The organism is Streptomyces sp. NPDC059743, from assembly GCF_042732975.1.
In the GTDB taxonomy this organism is placed as follows: Bacteria; Actinomycetota; Actinomycetes; order Streptomycetales; family Streptomycetaceae; genus Streptomyces.
In genome coordinates, this window is record NZ_JBHWGS010000013.1 from 152372 (window position 1) to 172803 (window position 20432).

Consider the following 20432-nt stretch of genomic DNA (forward strand, 5'->3'; position numbering starts at 1 on the left):
GGACTTGCCCGGCTGGATCAGCCCTCGACCGTGATGCCCATGGAACGGGCGGTGCCGGCGATGATCTTCTCGGCGGCGTCCAGGTCGTTGGCGTTCAGGTCGGGCATCTTGGTCGTGGCGATGTCACGCACCTGGTCGCGGGTGAGCTTCGCGACCTTCTTGACGTGCGGCTCGCCGGAGCCCTTGTCCACACCAGCGGCCTTGAGGATCAGCTTGGCGGCCGGCGGAGTCTTGGTGATGAAGGTGAAGGAGCGGTCCTCGTAGACCGTGATCTCCACCGGCACGACCATGCCACGCTGCGACTCGGTCGCAGCGTTGTAGGCCTTGCAGAACTCCATGATGTTGACGCCGTGCTGGCCCAGTGCGGGGCCGACCGGCGGAGCCGGGTTGGCCGCACCGGCACTGATCTGGAGCTTGATAAGCCCCGTGACCTTCTTCTTCTTGGGAGGCATGTGCTCTCTCCGGGTCCTAGTGAGAGTTTTCGGCCGACCGTCCGGTCATCCGGATGGAGGCATACCGCACAACGATAACGGGTATAGGTGCGCGGCCAAAAACCGACAGGTCAGACATCTGTGGGAGCCTGTCTGACCTGGTCGGAAGCTGTTGTTCCGGAGCGTCCGTTCCGGAGCGTCTCGCTCAGTTCTTCTGGATCTGGTCGAAGCTCAGCTCGACCGGGGTCTCCCGGCCGAAGATCTCGACCAGGCCCTTGACCTTCTTCGAGTCGGCGTTGATCTCGTTGATGGTCGCCTGGAGCGTGGCGAACGGGCCGTCGGTGACGGTGACCGAGTCGCCGACCTCGAAGTCCAGCACCTGGACCTCGACCTTGCGGGCCGGAACCGGCTTGCCCTCGGCCTCGGCGGCCTCACGGGCGGCCTTCTCCTCGGCCTCCGGCGCGAGCATCTTGACGATCTCGTCCAGCGTCAGCGGATACGGGTCGTAGGCGTTGCCCACGAAGCCGGTGACGCCCGGAGTGTTGCGGACGACGCCCCAGGACTCGTTCGTCAGATCCATCCGCACCAGGACATAGCCCGGGAGCTTGTTCTGGCGGACGTTCTTGCGCTCGCCGTTCTTGATCTGGACGATCTCTTCCTCGGGGACCTCGGCCTGGTAGATGAAGTCCTCGACGTTCAGCGAGACGGCACGCTGCTCCAGGTTGGCCTTCACGCGCTTCTCGTAGCCCGCGTAGGTATGGATGACGTACCACTCGCCCGGCAGACCGCGGAGCTCCTCGCGGAGCGCGGCGATCGGGTCGGCGGGGACGTTGGCCGGGGCCTCGCCCGCAGCGTCTTCCTCGTCACCCGCGTCGCCCTCGTCGTCACCGGACTCGTCGTGCGCGTCCTCGGCGGAGTCGTCGTCCGCCTTGGTCTCGTCGTCCTTGTCGTCCTCGATGTGGAGGGCAGCCTCTTCGGCCGGCTCGCCGACGGCGATATCAGCGGCTTCGGCCTGGTCTGGCTCGACAGCGTCCGCCGCCTCGACGATGCCGGTTTCGTCCTCTCGGGACTCCTCCGACTCGCTGGCGTCGTTCAGTTTCGGGTCAGACACGGTGGCTGCTTCTTCCTGGCTCAATGGGTGGAACACGCGAAAGGAGCGCCGCGCCGGGCGCCCTTCGCGGGATCAGCCGAAGACGTACTTGATCGCATTCTGGAAGCCGTAGTCAATCACGGTCACCAGACCGATCATGATGACAACGAAGACAATCACCACTGTGGTGTACGTCGTCAGCTGATTGCGAGTCGGCCAGACGACCTTGCGCAGCTCGGCGACGATCTGACGGTAGAAGAGCGCGAGACGGCCCAGAGGACCCTTCTTGCCGCGCTTGCCACCCTTACGGGGCTTCTTCGACTCAGCGGACTCATCGTCGGCATCAGGCTTGTCGATGGAGCCCACGGCGTCCGTCACGCTCTCTCACCTGATTCCCGGTCGTGGCCGTGCCGCGCCCGGGGGAGCCGCACGGCGGTGCATTGAATGTACGTACATGTGCACACAGCCTGGCGGAGGCTTGTGTAGCAGGGCCGGAGGGACTTGAACCCCCAACCGCTGGTTTTGGAGACCAGTGCTCTACCAATTGAGCTACGACCCTTTGTGTCTTCCTCAACCTACCGCATCCGACCGGGTGCACGGAGTGCCTGGTACGGACCTGTCTGCCGAGGCCCAACGACGAGTGAGTGTACGTGGTCGTGGCGCCCGCGTCGAACAGCTTGTGCCGTAACGATTCCCGGCCGGGCCGTTCGCGGAGCCGTCCTCCTCCTGTTCGCCCGACGTTCGCTGGACGAAACCTGTGTGCCAGGGAGGTTTCGGGTCTGGGACCATGGCCGTATGAGCGCTGCAATCCCACCCACCGAGCGCCGGGTCTCCGCCCGCGTCGGCGCGATCTCCGAGTCCGCGACCCTCGCCGTGGACGCCAAGGCCAAGGCACTGAAGGCCGCCGGGCGTCCGGTGATCGGCTTCGGCGCCGGCGAGCCCGACTTCCCGACGCCCGGCTATATCGTCGAGGCGGCCGTCGAGGCCTGCCGCACTCCCAAGTACCACCGCTACACGCCGGCCGGCGGACTCCCCGAGCTGAAGGCCGCCATCGTCGCCAAGACGCTGCGTGACTCCGGCTACGCGATCGAGGCCTCCCAGGTCCTGGTGACCAACGGCGGCAAGCAGGCGATCTACGAGGCGTTCGCGGCCATACTGGACCCCGGTGACGAGGTCATCGTCCCGGCTCCGTACTGGACCACCTATCCCGAGTCGATCCGGCTGGCCGGCGGTGTCCCGGTAGAGGTCGTGGCCGACGAGACCACCGGCTACCGCGTCTCCGTCGAGCAGTTGGAGGCGGCCCGTACCGAACGTACGAAGGTCGTGCTCTTCGTCTCACCGTCCAACCCGACGGGCGCCGTCTACAGCGCCGCCGACACCGAGGCCATCGGCCGCTGGGCCGTCGAGCACGGGCTGTGGGTGCTGACGGACGAGATCTATGAGCACCTTGTGTATGGCGACGCCACCTTCACCTCGCTGCCCGCCGCCGTACCGGAGCTGCGCGACAAGTGCATCGTGGTCAACGGTGTGGCGAAGACCTATGCGATGACCGGCTGGCGTGTGGGCTGGCTCATCGGTCCCAAGGACGTCGTCAAGGCCGCGACCAACCTCCAGTCGCACGCCACGTCCAATGTGTCCAATGTCGCGCAGGCCGCCGCGATCGCCGCCGTCTCCGGTGATCTCACGGCCGTCGCCGAGATGGGTGCCGCCTTCGACCGGCGCCGCCGGACCATCGTGCGGATGCTGAACGAGATCGACGGTGTGCTCTGCCCTGAGCCGGAGGGCGCCTTCTATGTGTATCCCTCGGTCAAGGCCCTCCTGGGCAAGGAGATCCGGGGCAGCCGGCCGCGGACCACGGTCGAGCTGGCCGCGCTGATCCTGGAGGAGGTCGAGGTCGCGGTGGTGCCCGGCGAGGCCTTCGGCACGCCCGGATATCTGCGGCTGTCGTACGCGCTCGGCGACGAGGACCTGGTGGAGGGCATCGCCCGGATCCAGAAGCTGCTGGCCGAGGCGCAGGACTGACGCTTCCGCGGCCTTGTCGCACGAAAACGCATGAACTGAACGCATGAACTGCATGAACCGCATGAAGAAAACGAGCTCCCGGTGACGGCCGGGAGCTCGTTTTTACGTTCGGGCAAGATCTCGATCGGGGAAAGGGGCTGCCGGTCGGCCCTCACGTGCGGCAGGATCCTGGAATGGAGAGCACCACCCGCCCCCGCGACCTCAGCCTGCTGCCCAAGGCGCATCTGCATCTGCACTTCACCGGTTCGATGCGGCCCACGACGCTGCTCGAACTCGCCGACAAGTACGGCGTCCATCTCCCCGACGCGCTGACCAGCGGCGAACCGCCCAGGCTGCGCGCCACCGACGAACGCGGCTGGTTCCGTTTCCAGCGGCTCTACGACATCGCCCGGTCCTGTCTGCGCGCGCCGGAGGACATCCAGCGGCTGGTGCGCGAGACCGCCGAGGAGGACGTACGGGACGGCTCGGGCTGGCTGGAGATACAGGTCGATCCCACCTCGTACGCACCGCTGCTCGGCGGGCTGATCCCGGCGCTGGAGATCATCCTGGACGCCGTGGACGCCGCCGCCAGGGAGACCGGTCTCGGGATGCGGGTGCTGGTCGCGGCGAACCGGATGAAACATCCGCTGGAGGCCAGGACTCTGGCCCGGCTCGCCGTGCGGTACGCGGACCGTGGTGTCGTCGGCTTCGGGCTCTCCAACGACGAGCGCCGCGGGATGGCCAGGGACTTCGACCGCGCCTTCGCCATCGCCAGGGAGGGCGGACTGCTGGCCGCGCCGCACGGCGGCGAGCTCACCGGGCCCGCGTCCGTACGGGACTGTCTGGACGATCTGCGCGCCGCCAGGATCGGGCACGGCGTCCGGGCCGCCGAGGATCCCAAGCTGCTGCGCAGGCTCGCGGACCGGGGCGTGACCTGCGAGGTCTGCCCGTCCTCCAATGTGGCGCTGGGCGTCTACGAGAAGCCGGAGGACGTGCCGCTGCGGACGCTGTTCGAGGCGGGCGTGCCGATGGCGCTCGGCGCGGACGATCCGCTGCTGTTCGGTTCACGGCTGGCGGCGCAGTACGAACTGGCCCGCGCGCACCACGGTTTCAGCGACGCGGAACTGGCCGAGCTGGCGCGCCAGTCGGTACAGGGCTCGGCGGCGCCGCCGGACGTACGGGAGAAGCTGCTGTCGGGAATCGACACATGGCTGGCGGAATGAAACGCCTATCCCGTCAATCTAGCTAGATAAACCGGCTAGAGGCTGACGCCGACCGTCACGGGCTCGTTCACCAGCGTGATCCCGAAGTCCTCGTGGACTCCGGCGACCACCTCACGGGCGAGCGCGAGCAGATCCTCGGTGGTCGCCGCGCCTCGGTTGGTGAGGGCCAGGGTGTGCTTGCCGGAGATACGGGCCGGGCCCGTGCCGTATCCCTTGGTAAACCCGGCCTTGTCGATCAGCCAGGCCGCAGAGGTCTTCGTCAGGCCCTCGCCCGCGGGGAACGCGGGCGGTGTCACATCGGCGCCGAGGCGGGCCCGTACACGGCTCACGAAGTCGGCGTGCTCCCGCTCGGTGAGAACCGGATTGGTGAAGAAGGAGCCGGCCGACCAGGTGTCGTGGTCCTCGGGATCCAGCACCATGCCCTTGCCCGCCCGCAGTTTGAGGACGGTGTCCCGGGCGACGGCGGCGGGCACGCGGTCGCCGGGCTCGACGCCCAGGGCGCGGGCCGTCTCGGCGTACTTGAGCGGGGCCGAGAGCCCGCCCGCGTCCTCCAGCGCGAGGCGGACCCGCAGGACGACATACCGCTCGGGATGCTCCTTGAAGCGGCTGTGGCGGTATGAGAAGGCGCATTCGGCGTTGGTCAGCGTGACGGTCTCGCGGGCGGCGCGGTCGTAGGCGACGACCTCGGTGATGGTGCTGGACACCTCCTGGCCGTACGCGCCGACGTTCTGGATGGGTGTGGCGCCGGCCGATCCGGGGATACCGGCGAGGCATTCGATGCCCGCCAGGCCCGCGGCGACGGTACGGGCGACGGCGTCACTCCAGACCTCGCCCGCGGCCAGCTCCAGCGCGGTGCCGTCGAGCGTGAAGCCCTGGGTCGCGATCCGCAGGGCCGTGCCCTCGAAGCCCTGGTCGCCGATGACCAGATTGCTGCCGCCGCCGATGATCAGGAGCGGCGTGCCGGCCGCGTCCGCCTCGCGTACGACGGCGGTGACCTCGTCGTCGGTGGTGGCCGTGACGAGCCGGGCGGCCGGGCCGCCGAGCCGGAAGGTGGTCAGAGGAGCGAGAGGCGCGTTGTGGAGTTCCTGCACGGGGACAAGAGTACGGGCCGTCACCATCCGGAGATCGGATGGTGACGGCCCGGAGTCGGGCGGTACGAGGCCGGGTGGCCCGGAGTCGGGTGATGCGGGGCCGGGCGTGTGCAAGATCAGACGGCCGCCCGTTCGCGCAGGTCCTTGTCGTCCGTGTCTGCCACCTCGCCGGCGGCTGCGGCGTTCCCGCCGGTCGGAGCGGTCCGCCCGGCGCGCCGCCCAGGGATCATCAGCGCGGTCAGCGCCGCGAGCGCCACCGCTCCGGCGCCGATCCAGAGCGCGGGGACGGTGCCGTCGACGAAGGAGTCGCCGGACTCGTAACCGCCCTGCGCGGCGAAGACCGCGCCGAGGATCGCGACTCCGAGCGCTCCGCCGACCTCGCGCAGGGCGTTGTTGGCGCCGGAGGCGATGCCCTGTTCTGCCGGGCGGACGCTGGACATGACCAGGCTGGCGGCCGGCGCGAAGTACAGGCCCATACCGATACCGCTGATGATCAGAGCGGGAAGCTGGGCCGCGTACGACACGCCCGGTTCGATGACCAGCGCGAACCAGCCGAGCCCGACGGCCTGGAGGGCCAGTCCGACGGCGACGACGGGACGGCCGCCGATGCGGTCGGAGACCAGACCGGAGATCGGCGCGACGAGCAGAGGCATCGCCGTCCACGGAAGCATCCGCAGACCGGCCTCCGTGGGCGAGTAGCCGAGGACGCCCTGGAGGAACTGGCTGAGCAGGAAGATCGAGCCGAACATGCCCAGGAACATCAGCAGGCTCGCGGCGTTGATGCCGGTGAAGGCACGGCTCCTGAAGAGGCGCATGGGCAGCATCGCGTCCGGGCGGCGCACTCCATGGCGTACGAAGGCCACCAGCAGCGCGGTCCCGGCGAACAGGCCCAGCAGGACGGTGGTGCTGGTCCAGCCGTCGGTGTTGGCGTTGACCAGGGCGTAGACGATGCCGAAGAGGCCGCCGCTGATCAGTACGGTGCCCGGAACGTCGAGCCGGGCGCCCGGCCCGTACGACTCCTTGAGGCGCAGCCGGGCGAGCGGCAGCAGGGCCAGGCCTATCGGGACGTTCAGCCAGAAGATCCAGTCCCAGGAGAAGTGCTCGGTGAGACTTCCGCCGACGAGCGGACCGCTGGCGACGGCGAGGCCGGTGATCGCGCCGAAGATACCGAGGGCCGCTCCTCGGCGTTCCGCCGGGACGGCGGCGGTGAGCAGGGTGAGGGCGAGCGGCATCATGATCGCCGCGCCGATGCCCTGGACGGCGCGCGCCGCGATCAGCGCGTCGATGCCGGGCGAGAGGGCCGCGGCGGCGGAGGCGCCGGTGAAGACCGTGAGACCGGTGAGGAAGAGCCTGCGGCGGCCGAACCGGTCGCCGAGGGCCGCTCCGAACATCAGGAGAACGGCGAAGGTGAGCGTGTAGGCGTTCACCGTCCACTCCAGATCCCCCAGCGCGCCGCCGAGGTCTTCACGGATGGACGGCAGCGCGGTCGTGACGACGAGGTTGTCCAGGGCCGCCATGAAGCTCGCGGCACCGGTGATGACCAGGGCCCAGGCGGCGGAGCCTCGGGCTGCTGACGGAGTCATCGTTCTCCCTTTCAGATTAGTAATTGATGACTAACTTTCTTGGACAGAAAAAGTCGGACAGAAGAAGGCGTTCGCACATGCCGGAATGCGCTCGCGCGCCCATGCGGCTCAGCCGTCGGCCGGCCGCGCGGAATCGTAGAAACCGGACCAGACGCGGTCCTCGGGCGGAAAGCCCAGGGAGACCAGGGTGTTGATCAGCATTCCGTAGGCGAGGAAGGTCGTGGTCTCGTTGATGTCCGCGCCGAGCGCGAGGTGGGCCGTGTCCCAGAGCCTCAGCCAGCCGGCCCGTACGGAGTCGCCGAAGGCGTGGTCGCCCGCGGCCTCCGCGGACGCCACCGCGACATACATCTGCATCTGCATATGCAGCTTTTCCGGATCTTCGGCGATGAGCTTCTGGTATGCGCCGGCCATGGCATGGAGGGCCTCCTCGCCCTTCAGCCCTTCGGACGCCACCTCGAAGACTCGGATGGTGTCCGCGAGACAGCGCTCGGACGCGGCGAGGAAGATGGCTTCCTTGTTCGGGAAGAGCCGGAAGAGATACGGCTGCGACACGCCTACACGCCGGGCGATCACCTCCGTGGAGGTGCCGTGGTAACCGCTGCGGGCGAACTCCGTGATCGCCGCGCGGATGACGCTCTCGCGCCGCTCTTCTGCGCTCATCCTGACCATACGAGAAAGTTATTGGCCACTCACTAACTTTGTCAACCGGGAGTCGGGACGTGCGAAAACAGGGACGTACGAGACAGAACGTAAGGGGCACCCGCCATGGCGAGCACCCCTTACAGCACAGAAAAAGGATCGCGCGGATCAGGCCAGGCGGATCAGGCCAGACGGACGACGGCGCGGGACATTCCCAGCACCTTCTGTCCCGCGCTCATGGCCGTCAGATCCACCCGGACGCGGCTGTCGTCCAGCTTGGCCGCGACCTTGCCGCTGACCTCGACCAGCGCGCCCGTGTCGTCGTTGGGCACCACGACGGGCTTGGTGAAGCGGACGCCGTACTCGACGACGGCCCCAGGGTCGCCGACCCAGTCGGTCACCACCCGGATCGCCTCGGCCATGGTGAACATGCCGTGCGCGATGACATCCGGCAGCCCGACCTCCTTGGCGAACTTCTCGTTCCAGTGGATCGGGTTGAAGTCCCCCGAGGCGCCCGCGTACCGCACCAGCGTCGCCCGCGTGACGGGAAAGCTCTGCGCGGGCAGCTCCGTACCGACCTCGACCTCGTCGTAACCGATCTTCGCCGTCATCGGCCTCACGCCTCCTCGGCGGCGCGCGCCACCAGCTTCGTCCACGCGGTCACGACATGCTCGCCGGCCTCGTCGTGCACCTCGCCACGTACGTCGATGATGTCGTTCCCGGCGAGCGACTTGATCGTCTCGATGGTGGAGGTGACCGTCAGCCGGTCTCCCGCCCGTACGGGACGGGAGTACGCGAACTTCTGGTCGCCGTGCACCACTCTGCTGTAGTCCAGACCGAGCTGCGGATCGGCGATGACATCGCCCGCGGCCTTGAACGTGATCGCGAACACAAACGTCGGTGGGGCGATCAGGTCGCTGTAGCCGAGCGCCTTTGCGGCCTCGGGATCGGTGTACACCGGATTGGGGTCGCGCACCGCCTCGGCGAACTCGCGGATCTTCTCCCGGCCGACCTCGTACGGCTCGGTGGGCGGATAGCTCCGCCCCACGAAGGACTGATCGAGCGCCATGGACTCGCTCCCTCCTGATGGATGTGACCACTACATAACGGCACGGGGCCGCTACAGACGAACAGGGCCGCCACAAACGACACGAGGCCGTCCCCCAGTGGGGACGGCCTCGCATACGAGCCTGATTCAGCGCGTTTCGCGGTGCGCGGTGTGCGAGTTGCAGCGCGGGCAATGCTTCTTCATCTCAAGACGGTCCGGGTTGTTGCGCCGGTTCTTCTTGGTGATGTAGTTCCGCTCCTTGCACTCCACGCAGGCCAGCGTGATCTTCGGGCGGACGTCGGTGGCAGCCACGTGAGTGCTCCTTGGACGGACAACGGATGAAAAGATGAACGCAGAAAAGAGTAGCCGATCGAAGGACCGACCCCGCAATCGGCTACTTTGTGTAGCGGTGACCGGACTTGAACCGGTGACACAGCGATTATGAGCCGCTTGCTCTACCGACTGAGCTACACCGCTTCGATGTTGGATCTCCTCGCCCGGAGGCGAGGATCACCGAACATCTGAGCCCCAATACGGAATCGAACCGTAGACCTTCTCCTTACCATGGAGACGCTCTACCGACTGAGCTATTGGGGCGAGCGATGAAGACATTACACGGTTGGTCGCCGTTCGCCCAAATCCGTTTCCCGGCCACTTTCCCGGCCCTCGGCCGACCACTGGCCGTCGCCCGGCCGATCCCTGGCCGATCCCTGGCCGACCGCGTACAGGCCCGCGTACACGCCCTGTCCTGGGCTCCGTCCCGGGCTCTGTCCTGGGCTCTGTCCTGGGCCCACAGGTGGGCTCGCCGGTACGACTATTGCGCTCCTCCTCGAAGCACGGCTGAGCCGCGCCTAGGCTCGACACAGGCCGCGTGATCTTGCATGCCATCTTGCACGCCCGAGCCCACCGGAAAGCCTCACCACACAGCACAAAGCCCACGCCACAAGGCCCGCACCGGAAAAGCCCGCACCAGGAGCGCGATGCCCGACAGCCACCCGCAGCCGTCCGACGGCGGTACGGCCGACTCCAGCGCGCTCGTGCTGACCGGCGCCCGCCTCACCGACGGCCGTACCGTCGACGTACGGCTCAGCGCGGGCCGGATCGAGGCCGTGGGCACGGCCGGCAGCCTTACCGCGCACGGCTCCCGGGTGGACCTCGCCGGCTATCTGCTGCTTCCCGCACCGGCCGAGCCGCACGCCCACTGCGACACCGCGCTCACCGCGCTGACCTGCGACGGGCCGGTCTCGTACGCGCCCGAGGACGTCCAGCGCCGCGCCACCGAGGCCACCCTGCTCCAGCTCGGACACGGCGCGACCGCGCTGCGCTCCCATGTCCGGATCGGTGACGCGCAGGAACTCGGCCGGATGGAGGCGGTGCTCCAGGCGCGGCGCTCGCTGCGCGGTCTCGGCGATCTGACGGCCGTCGCCGTACCGCGGCTGCTGACCGGGCGCGCGGGCGCCGACGGGCTCGCGATGCTGCGCGACGCGGTCAAGATGGGCGCGGGCGTGGTGGGCGGCTGCCCCGATCTCGATCCGGATCCGACCGGCTATGTGGAGGCGGTGCTGACGATCGCCGCCGAGCACGGCTGCCCGGTCGATCTGCATACGGACGGTGACGATCCGGTGCGGCTCGCCCGGCTGGCGGCGATGGCGGGCGGCATGCGGCCGGGCGTGACGCTCGGACCGTGCGCCGGGCTGGCCCGGCTGCCGGCCGAGATCGCGGCACGGGCGGCGGCCCAGCTGGCGGCGGCCGGTGTGACGGTGATCTGTCTGCCGCAGGGCGGCTGCGGAGGTGTCGAGCGAGGCGGTCCTGAGCAGCGCGGTGTCGCTCCCGTACCGCTGCTGCGGGCGGCCGGTGTCCGGGTCGCGGCGGGCAGCGGGGCACTGCGCGACGTGTCCAATCCGGTCGGGCGCGGAGATCCGCTGGAGGCCGCCTATCTGCTGGCCTCGCAGACCGGGATGCGGGCGGCGGACGCGTACGACACGGTGAGCACGGCGGCGCGGGCGGCGATGGGCCTGCCGGAGGTACGGGTGGAGGCGGGCTTTCCTGCGGAGCTGCTGGCGGTGCGCGGGGAGCGGATCGCGGACATGCTGTCGCTGGCGTACAGCAGGATCGTGATCCACCGGGGACGGGTGGTGGCGCGGACGAGCGCGGTACGGGAGTACTGCGACACGGCGGCGACGGTCGCGCTGGAACTCCCGCGCCAGGGCCGGTCCGACTTTCCGTACGGTGGTCCGTGAGCGGTACGGGCGGGCGGCGGCGAGCGGGTACGGCGCTCAGGCATGAGGCGGCAACGGCCCATCGGACGTACGGTCATGACCATGCGAATGGTGATCGCCGGAGGACATGGTCAGATCGCGCTACGGCTGGAGCGGCTGCTCGCCGAGCGCGGAAACGAGGTCGCGGGAATCATCCGTAACCCCGATCAGGCGGAGGATCTGCGGAAGGCAGGCGCCGAACCGGTCGTCCTGGACCTGGAATCGGCCTCGGTGGAGGAGGTCGCCGCGGTGCTGGAGGGCGCGGACGCCGTGGTGTTCGCGGCGGGCGCGGGTCCCGGCAGTGGCACGGCGCGCAAGGAGACGGTGGACCGCGGCGCCGCCGTCCTGCTCGCCGACGCGGCGGAGCGGGCGGGCGTACGGCGCTATCTCCTGGTCTCCTCGACGGGCGCGGATCCGGATCACCGCGGTGACGACGTCTTCGACGTATATCTGCGGGCCAAGGGCGCGGCCGAGGAGGACGTACGGTCCAGGCCGGCACTCGACTGGACGATCCTGCGCCCGGGAATGCTGACGAACGACGCGGGCACCGGGCTCGTACGGCTGGCGAAGTCGGTGGGACGCGGTCCGGTGCCGCGCGACGATGTGGCGGCGGTGCTCGCGGAACTGCTGGAGACGCCGGGAACGGCGGGACTGACGCTGGAACTGATCAGCGGCACGGTCCCGGTACCGGAGGCCACGAAGGCAGCCGCAGCCGCCCACTGAGCCACCACCGAACCACGGCCCACGCCCCGACACCCACTCATATCGGCCCACTGGCAGGACACTTGGCCGAGTGGCGCGAGGTGCGGGTGCGTGGGCCTGCAACGGTGGGCCCGCAGTCCTGGGCTCGCAACCGTGGGCCCGCAACGGTGCGCGTACAAGCTCGTAAGCGAATGGCCCCCGACCTGCGTTTCCGCAGATCAGGGGCCATCTCATTTATCGCGTGGCGGCGCCAGGATTCGAACCTGGGTAGGCTAAGCCGACGGATTTACAGTCCGCTCCCATTGGCCACTCGGGCACACCGCCATGGGATGTCGCTGCCGTCCGGATGGGCCGCTGTGAGGCGGTGCTCCGTGGCAACGACGTAAACGATACCCGATGCCCAGGGGTGCTCCGCCACCGGATTGATCAGCGCTTCGGACGGGTGCGGGTGACTAGGCTTTACGGGAGCGACCGGCGGTGTCCGGCCGCGCTGCGAGCATGCGACGAGCACCCGATGTGCTGCCCGGGCAGCCCCCGGGAGCACCGATACAAGGAGCCACAGGACATGGCCGACTCCAGTTTCGACATCGTCTCGAAGGTCGAGCGGCAGGAGGTCGACAACGCCCTCAATCAGGCCGCGAAGGAAATCTCTCAGCGTTACGACTTCAAGAACGTCGGAGCCTCCATCGGCTGGTCCGGCGAGAAGATCCTGATGGAGGCGAACTCCGAGGAGCGGGTCAAGGCGATCCTCGACGTCTTCCAGTCCAAGCTGATCAAGCGCGGGATCTCGCTGAAGGCGCTGGACGCCGGCGAGCCGCAGCTGTCCGGCAAGGAGTACAAGATCTTCGCCACGATCGAGGAGGGCATCTCCCAGGACAACGCCAAGAAGGTCGCGAAGATCATCCGCGACCAGGGCCCCAAGGGGATCAAGGCGCAGGTGCAGGGCGACGAACTGCGGGTCAGCTCGAAGAGCCGCGACGACCTCCAGACCGTGATCGCGCTGCTGAAGGGGCAGGACTTCGACTTCGCCCTCCAGTTCGTGAACTACCGGTGATCACCGGCTCAGACCTGCACGTACGCTGTCAGACCGGCTGAGGAGGGCACAACGGGGGCACAACGCCGAGGCGGACCTCGGCTCGACGGCGGCCCCCGTTGTGCCCTCCTCTTGTGCCCTTCTCTTGTGCCCTTCTCTCTTGTGCCCTTCTCGTCTCTTGTTGCTCGTACCGTCGACGGCATCCTGGGCGTGGTGTCTGATTTCCGCCAGCTTCTGTGTCCTCGGAGGCGGAGACTCGTCACTGAAGGCGGCGGAACGCGCCGCCGGAGAGGAACGACGAGTGATGAGCGTGACCATGTACACGACGATGGACAGCCCGCTGGGTGAACTGCTGCTGGTCGGCGAGGAGTCCGCCACCGCGAAGGGTGGCGTCGCACTCGCCTCGCTCTCTCTGCCGGGACAGAAGGGTGCGGCTGTCGTCCAGGACGGATGGGTCCGGGCGCCCGAGGCGTTCGACGAGATCGCCGGGCAGCTCCGGGCGTACTTCGAGGGCAGGCTGACACGCTTCGACCTGGAGTATGCGGACGGCGGGACGGACTTCCAGCGCCGCGTCTGGCAGGCGCTGGAGGCCATTCCGTACGGCGCCACCGTGACCTACGGAGAGATCGCCGCACAGGTCGGCTCCGCCGGGGCCGGGGTGCGCGCGGTGGGCACGGCCATCGGCCGGAATCCACTGCTGGTCGTACGGCCGTGCCACCGCGTGATCGGAGCGGACGGAGCGCTCCGTGGGTACGCGGCCGGGCTGGAGCGCAAGGAGCGCCTCCTCGGTCTGGAGGGCGCGCTCGTGTCATGAGCGGAGAACTCTTCCCAAGGCCTACCAGGCCGCGCGCGGTCCTCGCGCCCGGAGCGGTGCATGTCCCCGACTGGCTGCCGGAGGAGCGGCAGCGGGAGCTGGTGGACATCTGCCGTGACTGGGCGCGCGGGCCGGTACCGATCCGGCACACGGTGCTGCCGAACGGCGGTGTCATGTCCGTACAGACCGTCTGTGTCGGCTGGCACTGGCAGCCGTACCGCTACACCCGTACCGCCGGGGATGTGAACGGCGCCCGGGTCGCGGAGTTCCCAGACTGGCTGCTGCGGCTGGGACGTGCGGCGCTCACCGAGGCGTACGGCGATCCGGCGGCCGGTGCGGCGTACACACCGGACACCGCGCTGATCAATTTCTATAACGGCGACGCCAAGATGGGAATGCACCAGGACAAGGACGAGAAGTCCGACGCTCCGGTGGTGTCCCTGAGCATCGGCGACCGCTGTGTCTTCCGCTTCGGCGGTACGGAGAACCGAGGGCGGCCGTACACGGATGTCGAACTCTCCTCCGGCGACCTCTTCGTCTTCGGAGGACCGTCCCGCTTCGCCTATCACGGCGTGCCCAAGGTGTATCCGGGAACGGCCGACCCGGCGACGGGCATGCGCGGCGGGCGGCTGAACATCACCCTGCGCGAGACGGGCCTCGGCTGAAGCGCTGTCGGGTCCACGGCCGGCCGGCCGGCCGCGTCGCGGCTTCCGGCCGCCTCAGCGGGACCGTGAGTGGCCGAAGAGGATCCGATATATGACGAGCAGCACGAGCGCGCCGCCGATGGCGGCGGCCCAGGTGGCACCGTCGTAGAAGTCCGCGTTGATGGGGTGGTCGAGCCAGCGCGCCGAGATCCAGCCACCGATGAACGCTCCCGCGATACCGATGACGGTCGTACCGATCAGCCCGCCCGGGTCCCGGCCCGGGAGCAGTATCTTGGCGACGGCTCCGGCGAGCAGCCCGAGAATGATCCAGCCGATGATGGTCATGCCCTGAACCTGCCTTTCGTGCGTGTCGTCAGGAAGGACGTCATGGAAGCGGCGCGCGGTTGCGGGGACCGGCCGTGGTCACGACCACGCACGGAATGGCCAGCGGCGTGCTGACCGGCAGTGTGATGACCGGCAGCGTGCGGAAAAGCCTCTCGCCTTCTCAAGTCCTCGTCGTGAACGCCCGTTGGGCGCTACGTCCCCGCAGGCAGGACTATGCCCCCCGCAGGCGCGGCTATGCGGGCGCGGTATTCCGGCCAGGGCGACAGATCCATATCGCTGTCCTCGTTCTCGAACCAGGCGGTGCCGTCCAGCCAGCCGGCCAGCCATGCCGCCAGACTGGACGAGTCCAGCCACCAGGCGCTGTCCACCGTGCCGGGATTGGGTTCGAAGAGCAGGACCGGTTCGTCCTCGCTTCGGCAGTCGACGCAGGCCAGCATCGCGCAGCCCCAGTCGGCCAGTGGGAAGACACCCTCGGGCCAGCCCCAGTCGTCGTCCCCGCCCTCGTCCTCCTCGCCCTCCGCGTCCGCCCTGTCCGTTCGCCGCTCCGTCGAGATACGCCGTGACGGCCGCGTCGAGGGACAGCAGACCATATCCGGGGCCGAAGCCGCCGTCCGCTATCCGCAGATAGAGACCGGCCAGCAGCGGCGGCAGGGAGAAGCCCAGGGCAGCCTCGGCGCGGGCGAGCGCCTCCGGTGTGGCCGGGGCGGGGAGCGGAGTGCTTCCCGGGTGCGCGGACGCGGCGACATGGGCCGCTACGGCCTTCAGCAACTGCTCGGTCTCGGTCATGTGCTCATGTTGGACCATGGCACTGACAATCGGCCGTGAGCCCTGCGCGCCGGCCCTCAGGCCCGTACCCGGGCCGGGATCAGCGTGCCGCGAACGGCTGGTCGGTGCGCACGATTTCCTTGCCGAGCGGCATCAGCGAGATCGGGATCAGCTTGAAGTTGGCAAAGCCCAGCGGGATTCCGATGATCGTCACACAGAGCGCGATACCGGTGAAGATATGACCGAGGGCGAGCCACCAGCCCGCGAGGATCAGCCACAGGACATTGCCGATGAACGACGGCGCACCCGCGCCGGGCCGGTCGACCGCCATATAGCCGAAGGGCCACAGCGCGTAGAACCCGATACGGAACGCGGCGACGCCGAACGGGATTCCGATGATCGTGATGCACAGAAGCAGCCCGGCCAGCAGATAGCCGAGGCACATCCAGAAGCCGCACAGCACGAGCCAAATGACGTTGAGGATTGTCTTCATGGTCGGCGACCTGCCATCTGTTCCAGTCGGGCGATGCGCTCCGCCATCGGCGGATGCGTGGAGAACAGTTTCGCGAACCCCTGTCCCGGCCGGAAGGGATTCGCGATCATCATGTGGCTGGCGGTCTCGATGCGCGGCTCGGGCGGCAGCGGGAGCTGTCTCGTCCCCGCATCCAGCTTCCGCAGCGCGCTCGCCAGGGCGAGCGGGTCACCGGTGATCTGCGCGCCCGAGGCATCCGCCTCGTACTCGCGCGACCGGCTCACCGCGAGCTGGATGACCGTGGCCGCCAGAGGCCCCAGGATCATGATCAGAAGAAAGCCGAAAATACCGGGGCCGTCATCGTCGTCGGAACGGCCCACGGGGATCAGCCAGGCGAAGTTCACCAGGAACATCACAACCGAGGCGAGGGCGCCCGCGACCGAGGAGATCAGGATGTCCCGGTTGTAGACATGGCTCAGCTCATGGCCGAGGACACCGCGCAGCTCCCGCTCGTCCAGGATCTGGAGGATTCCCTCCGTGCAGCAGACGGCCGCATTCCGTGGATTGCGGCCGGTGGCGAAGGCGTTGGGCGCCTGGGTCGGTGAGATGTAGAGCCGCGGCATGGGCTGGCGGGCGGCGGTCGACAGCTCACGGACGATGCGGTAGAGCTGCGGCGCCTCGAACTCGCTGACGGGACGGGCACGCATGGCGCGCAGCGACAGCTTGTCGCTGTTCCAGTAGGCGTACGCGTTGGTCCCGATGGCCACGACAAGCGCGACGATCAGGCCCGTACGGCCGAAGATACTGCCGATCCCGATGATGAGTGCGGACAGTCCCCCGAGGAGTACGGCGGTCCTCAGCCCGTTGTGCCGGCGGTGCACGGTACGCCCTCCAGGTGGTGCGGCAGGGGAACCCTTTGCTGGTGCTTCTCCACTCTCCAGTGGACCCTTCCGTACTGGTCAACGCCAGGCGAGCGGTACGGGTTCCCTGGCGCGCCCGGCCGCAGGCGTACGCCGTATGGGTGGGGGCGCGCGAAAGAGCGCCCGAAGGGGAGCGCGGTGGTGCGGGACGGAGTTCGTGGTCCCGGCGGAGGTCCCGGCAGAGGTCCCGGGTGGACTCGGAGCGGGTCTGGAGTGGGTCCGGAGTGGGCTCAGAAGAGGCTGGTGCCGGCGAAGCGCAGTACCAGTTGCGGCGCACCGGAGAGGGCGACTCCGGCCACGGCGGTCAGGGCAATGGCCACGGTGAGGGCCGCGGGAACCCTGCGTATGACGAGCTCCCCCGGCTCCGAAGCCTCGGCGGCTTCCTCCGGAGCGCGGAAGAGGACCGCCGTCCATTGAAGGTAGTAATACAGCGCGATCACCACATTGACGGCCATGACCACGGCCAGCCAGCCGAGCCCGGCGTCCACGGCCGCCGAGAAGACCGTGACCTTGGCGAACAGCCCGATGATGCCCGGCGGCAGTCCGGCCAGACAGAGCAGGAAGAAGCCCATCGCGAGGGCGACGACCGGCCGCCGGGCGGCGAGGCCCTGGTAGTCGGAGATCCGGTTCAGTGGCTTCGTACGGGCCACCAGGGCCACGACGCCGAAGGCGCCGAGGTTCACAACGGCGTACATCAGGGCGTACGCGACGGTGGGGCCGATCGGCACGAGAGAGCCGTTCGGCTGTCCGTCCGCGTAGCCCGCTGCGGCGATCGGCACCAGCAGATATCCGGCCTGGCCGACGGAGGACCAGGCGAGCAGCCGTACGGCGCTCCACGCGCGTGTGGCGGACTGGCGCAGTGCCGCGACATTGCCGACGGTCATGGTGAGCGCGGCCAGTACGGCGAGGACGGGTCCCCAGACGTCCGCGTACGAAGGGAAGCCGATGACGGCGACCAGGATGAGGCCCGAGAAGCCGACCGCCTTGCTGACGACGGAGAGATACGCGGCGATGGGCAGCGGCGCGCCCACATAGGTGTCCGGGACCCAGAAGTGGAACGGCGCCGCGGCCGTCTTGAACGCGAACCCGACGAGTGTGAGGGCGACGCCCGCCTGTGCCAGGGTGGCGAGTTGGCCTGGGACGCCGGCCTCCAGCCGTGCGGCGATCTGGGTGAGGTGGAGCGTGCCGGTCGTGGCGTACACGAAGCTGACGCCCAGCAGCATCACGGCCGTCGCGGCGACGGAGGAGAGGAAGAACTTGAGCGCGGCCTCGGAGGAGAGCCGGTCGCCGCGCCTCAGCCCGACCAGCGCGAAGGCGGGCAGGGAGGCGACCTCCAGAGCCACAACCAGGGTCGCGAGATCGCGTGAGGCGGGCAGCAGGGCCGCACCGGCCGCGGAGGAGAGCAGCAGGAACCAGTACTCCCCTACGGGGAGTTTCCGCATCTCGCCGCCCAGCGTCAGCAGCGCGGTGAGCAGCGCTCCGCCGAGCACCAGGAACTGGATGACCAGCGCGAAGTGGTCGGCGGTGTAGCTGCACACGGTGGCGTCGGTGGGCAGGCAGAACGTCGAGCGGTCGCCGTCGCGCAATGGCAGGAGCATGACGAGCGCGGCGACGAGACCGGCGATGGTGAGCACGCCGAGGAGCGGCTTGCGGTGTTCCGGTACGAAGAGATCGGCGACCAGGACGATCAGGGCGACCACGGCCGTGATGGTGGGAGGCGCGATCGCGAGCCAGTCGACGGACTGGACGAGGCTGGCGGCGCCGACGGCGCTCTCGGCGGCCACGGTCACGACTTGCCTCCTGCGAGGAGTTGCTGCACGGCCGGATCGGTGAGGCCGAGAAGGACCGCGGGCCAGAGTCCGGCGAGCACGGTCAGGGCGACGAGCGGTGTCCAAGCGGCGAATTCGTATGTCTGGACATCGGCGAGGTGCGGCGCCTCCTGCGGCTTCACGCCCATGCAGACCCGCCGTACGACGATCAGCAGATAGGCGGCGGTGAGCAGGGTGCCGAAGCCGGCGATCGCCATGAAGGTGAGGAAGGCCGGGCGGCTCAGTCCGTCCGCGGGATCGAAGGCGCCGAACATCGCGAGCATCTCGCCCCAGAATCCGGCGAGTCCGGGCAGTCCGAGGGAGGCGACGACCGCGAAGGCGAGCAGACCGCCGAGGCGTGGCGCGCGGCCGTAGAGCGCGGCGCCGGTCGCTCCGGCGAGGGTGTCGAGATCGGCGGTGCCGTACCGGTCCTTGACGGCTCCGACCAGGAAGAACAGCAGGCCGGTGATCAGGCCGTGGGCGATGTTGGCGAAGAGCGCGCCGTTGACGCCCGTCGGTGTCATGGTCGCGATACCGAGCAGGACGAAGCCCATGTGGCCGACGGAGGAGTAGGCGATCAGCCGTTTGAGATCGCCGCCCGCGCCCTGCTTGGCGAGGGCCAGACAGGCGAGGGATCCGTAGATGATGCCGACGACGGCGAACGCCGCGAGATAGGGCGCGAAGGTCCGCATCCCGTCCGGCGCGATGGGCAGGATGATACGGACGAAACCGTATGTACCCATCTTGAGCAGTACGCCTGCGAGAAGGACGGAACCGACGGTCGGGGCGGCGGTGTGGGCGTCCGGCAGCCAGCTGTGCAGCGGCCACATCGGAGTCTTCACGGCCAGCCCGAGACCGATCGCGAGAACGGCGATGACCTGCACGGATGTGCTCAGCCCACGGCCGTTGTCAGTGGCGAGTGCCACCATGTCGAATGTGCCTGCGCGGAGCCCGATGAGCAGCAGGCCGAGCAGCATGACCACGGAGCCGAGCAGTGTGTAGAGGATGAACTTCCAGGCGGCGGCCTGCCTGCCGCCGGTGACTCCTTCCGATCCGCCCCAGCGGGCGATCAGGAAGTACATCGGGATCAGCACCATCTCGAAGGCCAGGAAGAAGAGGATCAGATCGAGGACGGCGAAGGTCGCGAGCGTGCCGGACTCAAGAAGGAGCAGGAGGGCGACGAACGCCTTGGGTGAGCCGCCCTTCGGCTGCTTGAAGTAGCTGTAGAGCGCGCAGAGGAAGGTCAGCAGCGCCGTCAGGACCAGAAGGGGGAGTGAGATGCCGTCGATGCCGAGATGGATCCGGATGTCCAGGGCCGCGATCCAGTTGATGTCCGTGGTGGCCTGGATCCTCGACGGATGGTCATGGTCGAAGCCCGCGGCGAGGACGATCGTGGCGAGGAGGATCGCGCCGGTCACGGTCACACCGTGGCGCAGTACGGCCTGGTCGGGGCTCTTGCCGCGCAGCCCCGGCGGCGCGGGCAGGAGCGCCGCCACGGCGCCGACGAGCGGCCCGACGACGATCAACGCGAGAAGGAACTGCATCACGGACTCACTGATATCGAT

22 protein-coding genes and 4 tRNA genes are annotated in these 20432 nt (G+C 68.6%); 7 read left to right on the forward strand and 19 right to left on the reverse strand.

The genetic code is table 11. The features are described 5' to 3' along the window. Positions 1-17: 17 nt before the first annotated feature. The 4 genes from rplK to ACFV6H_RS23700 all read right to left on the reverse strand — a co-directional run bounded on the left by rplK (position 18) and on the right by ACFV6H_RS23700 (position 2080). Positions 18-452 (reverse strand): 50S ribosomal protein L11, encoded by a 435-nt coding sequence (gene rplK, locus ACFV6H_RS23685; RefSeq protein WP_023539372.1) that lies wholly within the window; start codon positions 450-452, stop codon positions 18-20. Between the two features lie 184 nt (positions 453-636). Beyond that, positions 637-1542 carry a transcription termination/antitermination protein NusG gene (gene nusG / locus ACFV6H_RS23690; RefSeq protein WP_385545359.1) on the reverse strand — a complete coding sequence of 302 codons (906 nt, stop codon included), beginning with the start codon at positions 1540-1542 and terminating at the stop codon, positions 637-639. A 72-nt stretch (positions 1543-1614) separates the two neighbouring features. Then, positions 1615-1899 (reverse strand): preprotein translocase subunit SecE, encoded by a 285-nt coding sequence (gene secE, locus ACFV6H_RS23695; protein ID WP_066942727.1) that lies wholly within the window; start codon positions 1897-1899, stop codon positions 1615-1617. Positions 1900-2007: 108 nt separating this feature from the next. After that, positions 2008-2080: transfer RNA gene (locus tag ACFV6H_RS23700), tRNA-Trp, on the reverse strand. Positions 2081-2316: 236 nt separating this feature from the next. Here ACFV6H_RS23700 and ACFV6H_RS23705 point away from each other — a divergent pair. Further along, positions 2317-3543 carry a pyridoxal phosphate-dependent aminotransferase gene (locus tag ACFV6H_RS23705; protein WP_384987925.1) on the forward strand — a complete coding sequence of 409 codons (1227 nt, stop codon included), beginning with the start codon at positions 2317-2319 and terminating at the stop codon, positions 3541-3543. Between the two features lie 173 nt (positions 3544-3716). Continuing rightward, complete coding sequence (locus ACFV6H_RS23710; RefSeq protein WP_385545364.1) at positions 3717-4745, forward strand: adenosine deaminase; 1029 nt, start codon at positions 3717-3719, stop codon at positions 4743-4745. A gap of 35 nt (positions 4746-4780) precedes the next feature. Here ACFV6H_RS23710 and ACFV6H_RS23715 read toward each other — a convergent pair whose 3' ends face one another. The 8 genes from ACFV6H_RS23715 to ACFV6H_RS23750 form a co-directional block, all read right to left on the reverse strand. Beyond that, positions 4781-5863, reverse strand: coding sequence for a UDP-N-acetylmuramate dehydrogenase (locus tag ACFV6H_RS23715; protein ID WP_385545367.1), 1083 nt, complete (start codon positions 5861-5863; stop codon positions 4781-4783). A gap of 89 nt (positions 5864-5952) precedes the next feature. Further along, positions 5953-7419 carry a DHA2 family efflux MFS transporter permease subunit gene (locus tag ACFV6H_RS23720; RefSeq protein WP_385545370.1) on the reverse strand — a complete coding sequence of 489 codons (1467 nt, stop codon included), beginning with the start codon at positions 7417-7419 and terminating at the stop codon, positions 5953-5955. Positions 7420-7527: 108 nt separating this feature from the next. Further along, entirely contained in the window at positions 7528-8088 is a 561-nt protein-coding gene (locus ACFV6H_RS23725; RefSeq protein ID WP_385545374.1) for a TetR/AcrR family transcriptional regulator, read from the reverse strand. Positions 8089-8240: 152 nt separating this feature from the next. Further along, positions 8241-8669: a MaoC family dehydratase gene (locus ACFV6H_RS23730; protein ID WP_384786926.1), complete on the reverse strand. Its 429-nt coding sequence runs from the start codon at positions 8667-8669 to the stop codon at positions 8241-8243. A gap of 5 nt (positions 8670-8674) precedes the next feature. Next, on the reverse strand, positions 8675-9127 hold the full coding sequence (locus ACFV6H_RS23735) for a MaoC family dehydratase N-terminal domain-containing protein (RefSeq protein ID WP_363082059.1): 453 nt from the start codon (positions 9125-9127) through the stop codon (positions 8675-8677). Between the two features lie 126 nt (positions 9128-9253). Beyond that, entirely contained in the window at positions 9254-9418 is a 165-nt protein-coding gene (rpmG, locus tag ACFV6H_RS23740) for a 50S ribosomal protein L33 (protein WP_003956487.1), read from the reverse strand. A gap of 92 nt (positions 9419-9510) precedes the next feature. Further along, positions 9511-9583: transfer RNA gene (locus ACFV6H_RS23745), tRNA-Met, on the reverse strand. 47 nt (positions 9584-9630) lie between these two features. Beyond that, a tRNA-Thr gene (locus ACFV6H_RS23750) sits at positions 9631-9703 on the reverse strand. A 383-nt stretch (positions 9704-10086) separates the two neighbouring features. Here ACFV6H_RS23750 and ACFV6H_RS23755 point away from each other — a divergent pair. Together ACFV6H_RS23755 and ACFV6H_RS23760 are read left to right on the forward strand one after the other, a co-directional pair. Continuing rightward, positions 10087-11346: an amidohydrolase family protein gene (locus tag ACFV6H_RS23755; RefSeq protein WP_385545379.1), complete on the forward strand. Its 1260-nt coding sequence runs from the start codon at positions 10087-10089 to the stop codon at positions 11344-11346. 81 nt (positions 11347-11427) lie between these two features. Then, positions 11428-12087, forward strand: coding sequence for an SDR family oxidoreductase (locus ACFV6H_RS23760; protein WP_384786920.1), 660 nt, complete (start codon positions 11428-11430; stop codon positions 12085-12087). A 221-nt stretch (positions 12088-12308) separates the two neighbouring features. On the opposite strand, the gene ACFV6H_RS23765 is transcribed toward ACFV6H_RS23760, so the two are convergent. Further along, positions 12309-12390 (reverse strand) — tRNA-Tyr (locus tag ACFV6H_RS23765). 241 nt (positions 12391-12631) lie between these two features. Here ACFV6H_RS23765 and ACFV6H_RS23770 point away from each other — a divergent pair. The 3 genes from ACFV6H_RS23770 to ACFV6H_RS23780 all read left to right on the forward strand — a co-directional run bounded on the left by ACFV6H_RS23770 (position 12632) and on the right by ACFV6H_RS23780 (position 14578). Further along, positions 12632-13120, forward strand: coding sequence for a YajQ family cyclic di-GMP-binding protein (locus ACFV6H_RS23770; protein WP_093596820.1), 489 nt, complete (start codon positions 12632-12634; stop codon positions 13118-13120). A 289-nt stretch (positions 13121-13409) separates the two neighbouring features. After that, positions 13410-13913, forward strand: a complete 504-nt coding sequence (locus ACFV6H_RS23775; protein WP_385545625.1) for a methylated-DNA--[protein]-cysteine S-methyltransferase — start codon at positions 13410-13412, stop codon at positions 13911-13913. Continuing rightward, the gene (locus tag ACFV6H_RS23780; protein WP_385545383.1) at positions 13910-14578 is read left to right on the forward strand and encodes an alpha-ketoglutarate-dependent dioxygenase AlkB family protein; all 669 of its coding nucleotides are present in this window, start codon (positions 13910-13912) and stop codon (positions 14576-14578) included. Before ACFV6H_RS23775 ends, ACFV6H_RS23780 begins: the two co-directional genes overlap by 4 nt. Positions 14579-14632: 54 nt before the next feature. Here ACFV6H_RS23780 and ACFV6H_RS23785 read toward each other — a convergent pair whose 3' ends face one another. The 6 genes from ACFV6H_RS23785 to ACFV6H_RS23810 all read right to left on the reverse strand — a co-directional run bounded on the left by ACFV6H_RS23785 (position 14633) and on the right by ACFV6H_RS23810 (position 20411). After that, complete coding sequence (locus ACFV6H_RS23785; protein WP_066943796.1) at positions 14633-14902, reverse strand: GlsB/YeaQ/YmgE family stress response membrane protein; 270 nt, start codon at positions 14900-14902, stop codon at positions 14633-14635. Positions 14903-15093: 191 nt separating this feature from the next. Further along, positions 15094-15492 (reverse strand): SMI1/KNR4 family protein, encoded by a 399-nt coding sequence (locus ACFV6H_RS23790; protein ID WP_385545387.1) that lies wholly within the window; start codon positions 15490-15492, stop codon positions 15094-15096. A gap of 275 nt (positions 15493-15767) precedes the next feature. Further along, entirely contained in the window at positions 15768-16160 is a 393-nt protein-coding gene (locus tag ACFV6H_RS23795) for a YccF domain-containing protein (RefSeq protein ID WP_384786910.1), read from the reverse strand. Further along, on the reverse strand, positions 16157-17020 hold the full coding sequence (gene htpX, locus ACFV6H_RS23800; protein WP_384986422.1) for a zinc metalloprotease HtpX: 864 nt from the start codon (positions 17018-17020) through the stop codon (positions 16157-16159). Before htpX ends, ACFV6H_RS23795 begins: the two co-directional genes overlap by 4 nt. A gap of 269 nt (positions 17021-17289) precedes the next feature. Continuing rightward, positions 17290-18849 carry an NADH-quinone oxidoreductase subunit N gene (locus ACFV6H_RS23805; RefSeq protein WP_385545391.1) on the reverse strand — a complete coding sequence of 520 codons (1560 nt, stop codon included), beginning with the start codon at positions 18847-18849 and terminating at the stop codon, positions 17290-17292. Next, entirely contained in the window at positions 18846-20411 is a 1566-nt protein-coding gene (locus ACFV6H_RS23810; protein WP_385545628.1) for a NuoM family protein, read from the reverse strand. The genes ACFV6H_RS23805 and ACFV6H_RS23810 overlap by 4 nt, the downstream gene beginning before the upstream one ends. Positions 20412-20432: the final 21 nt, after the last annotated feature.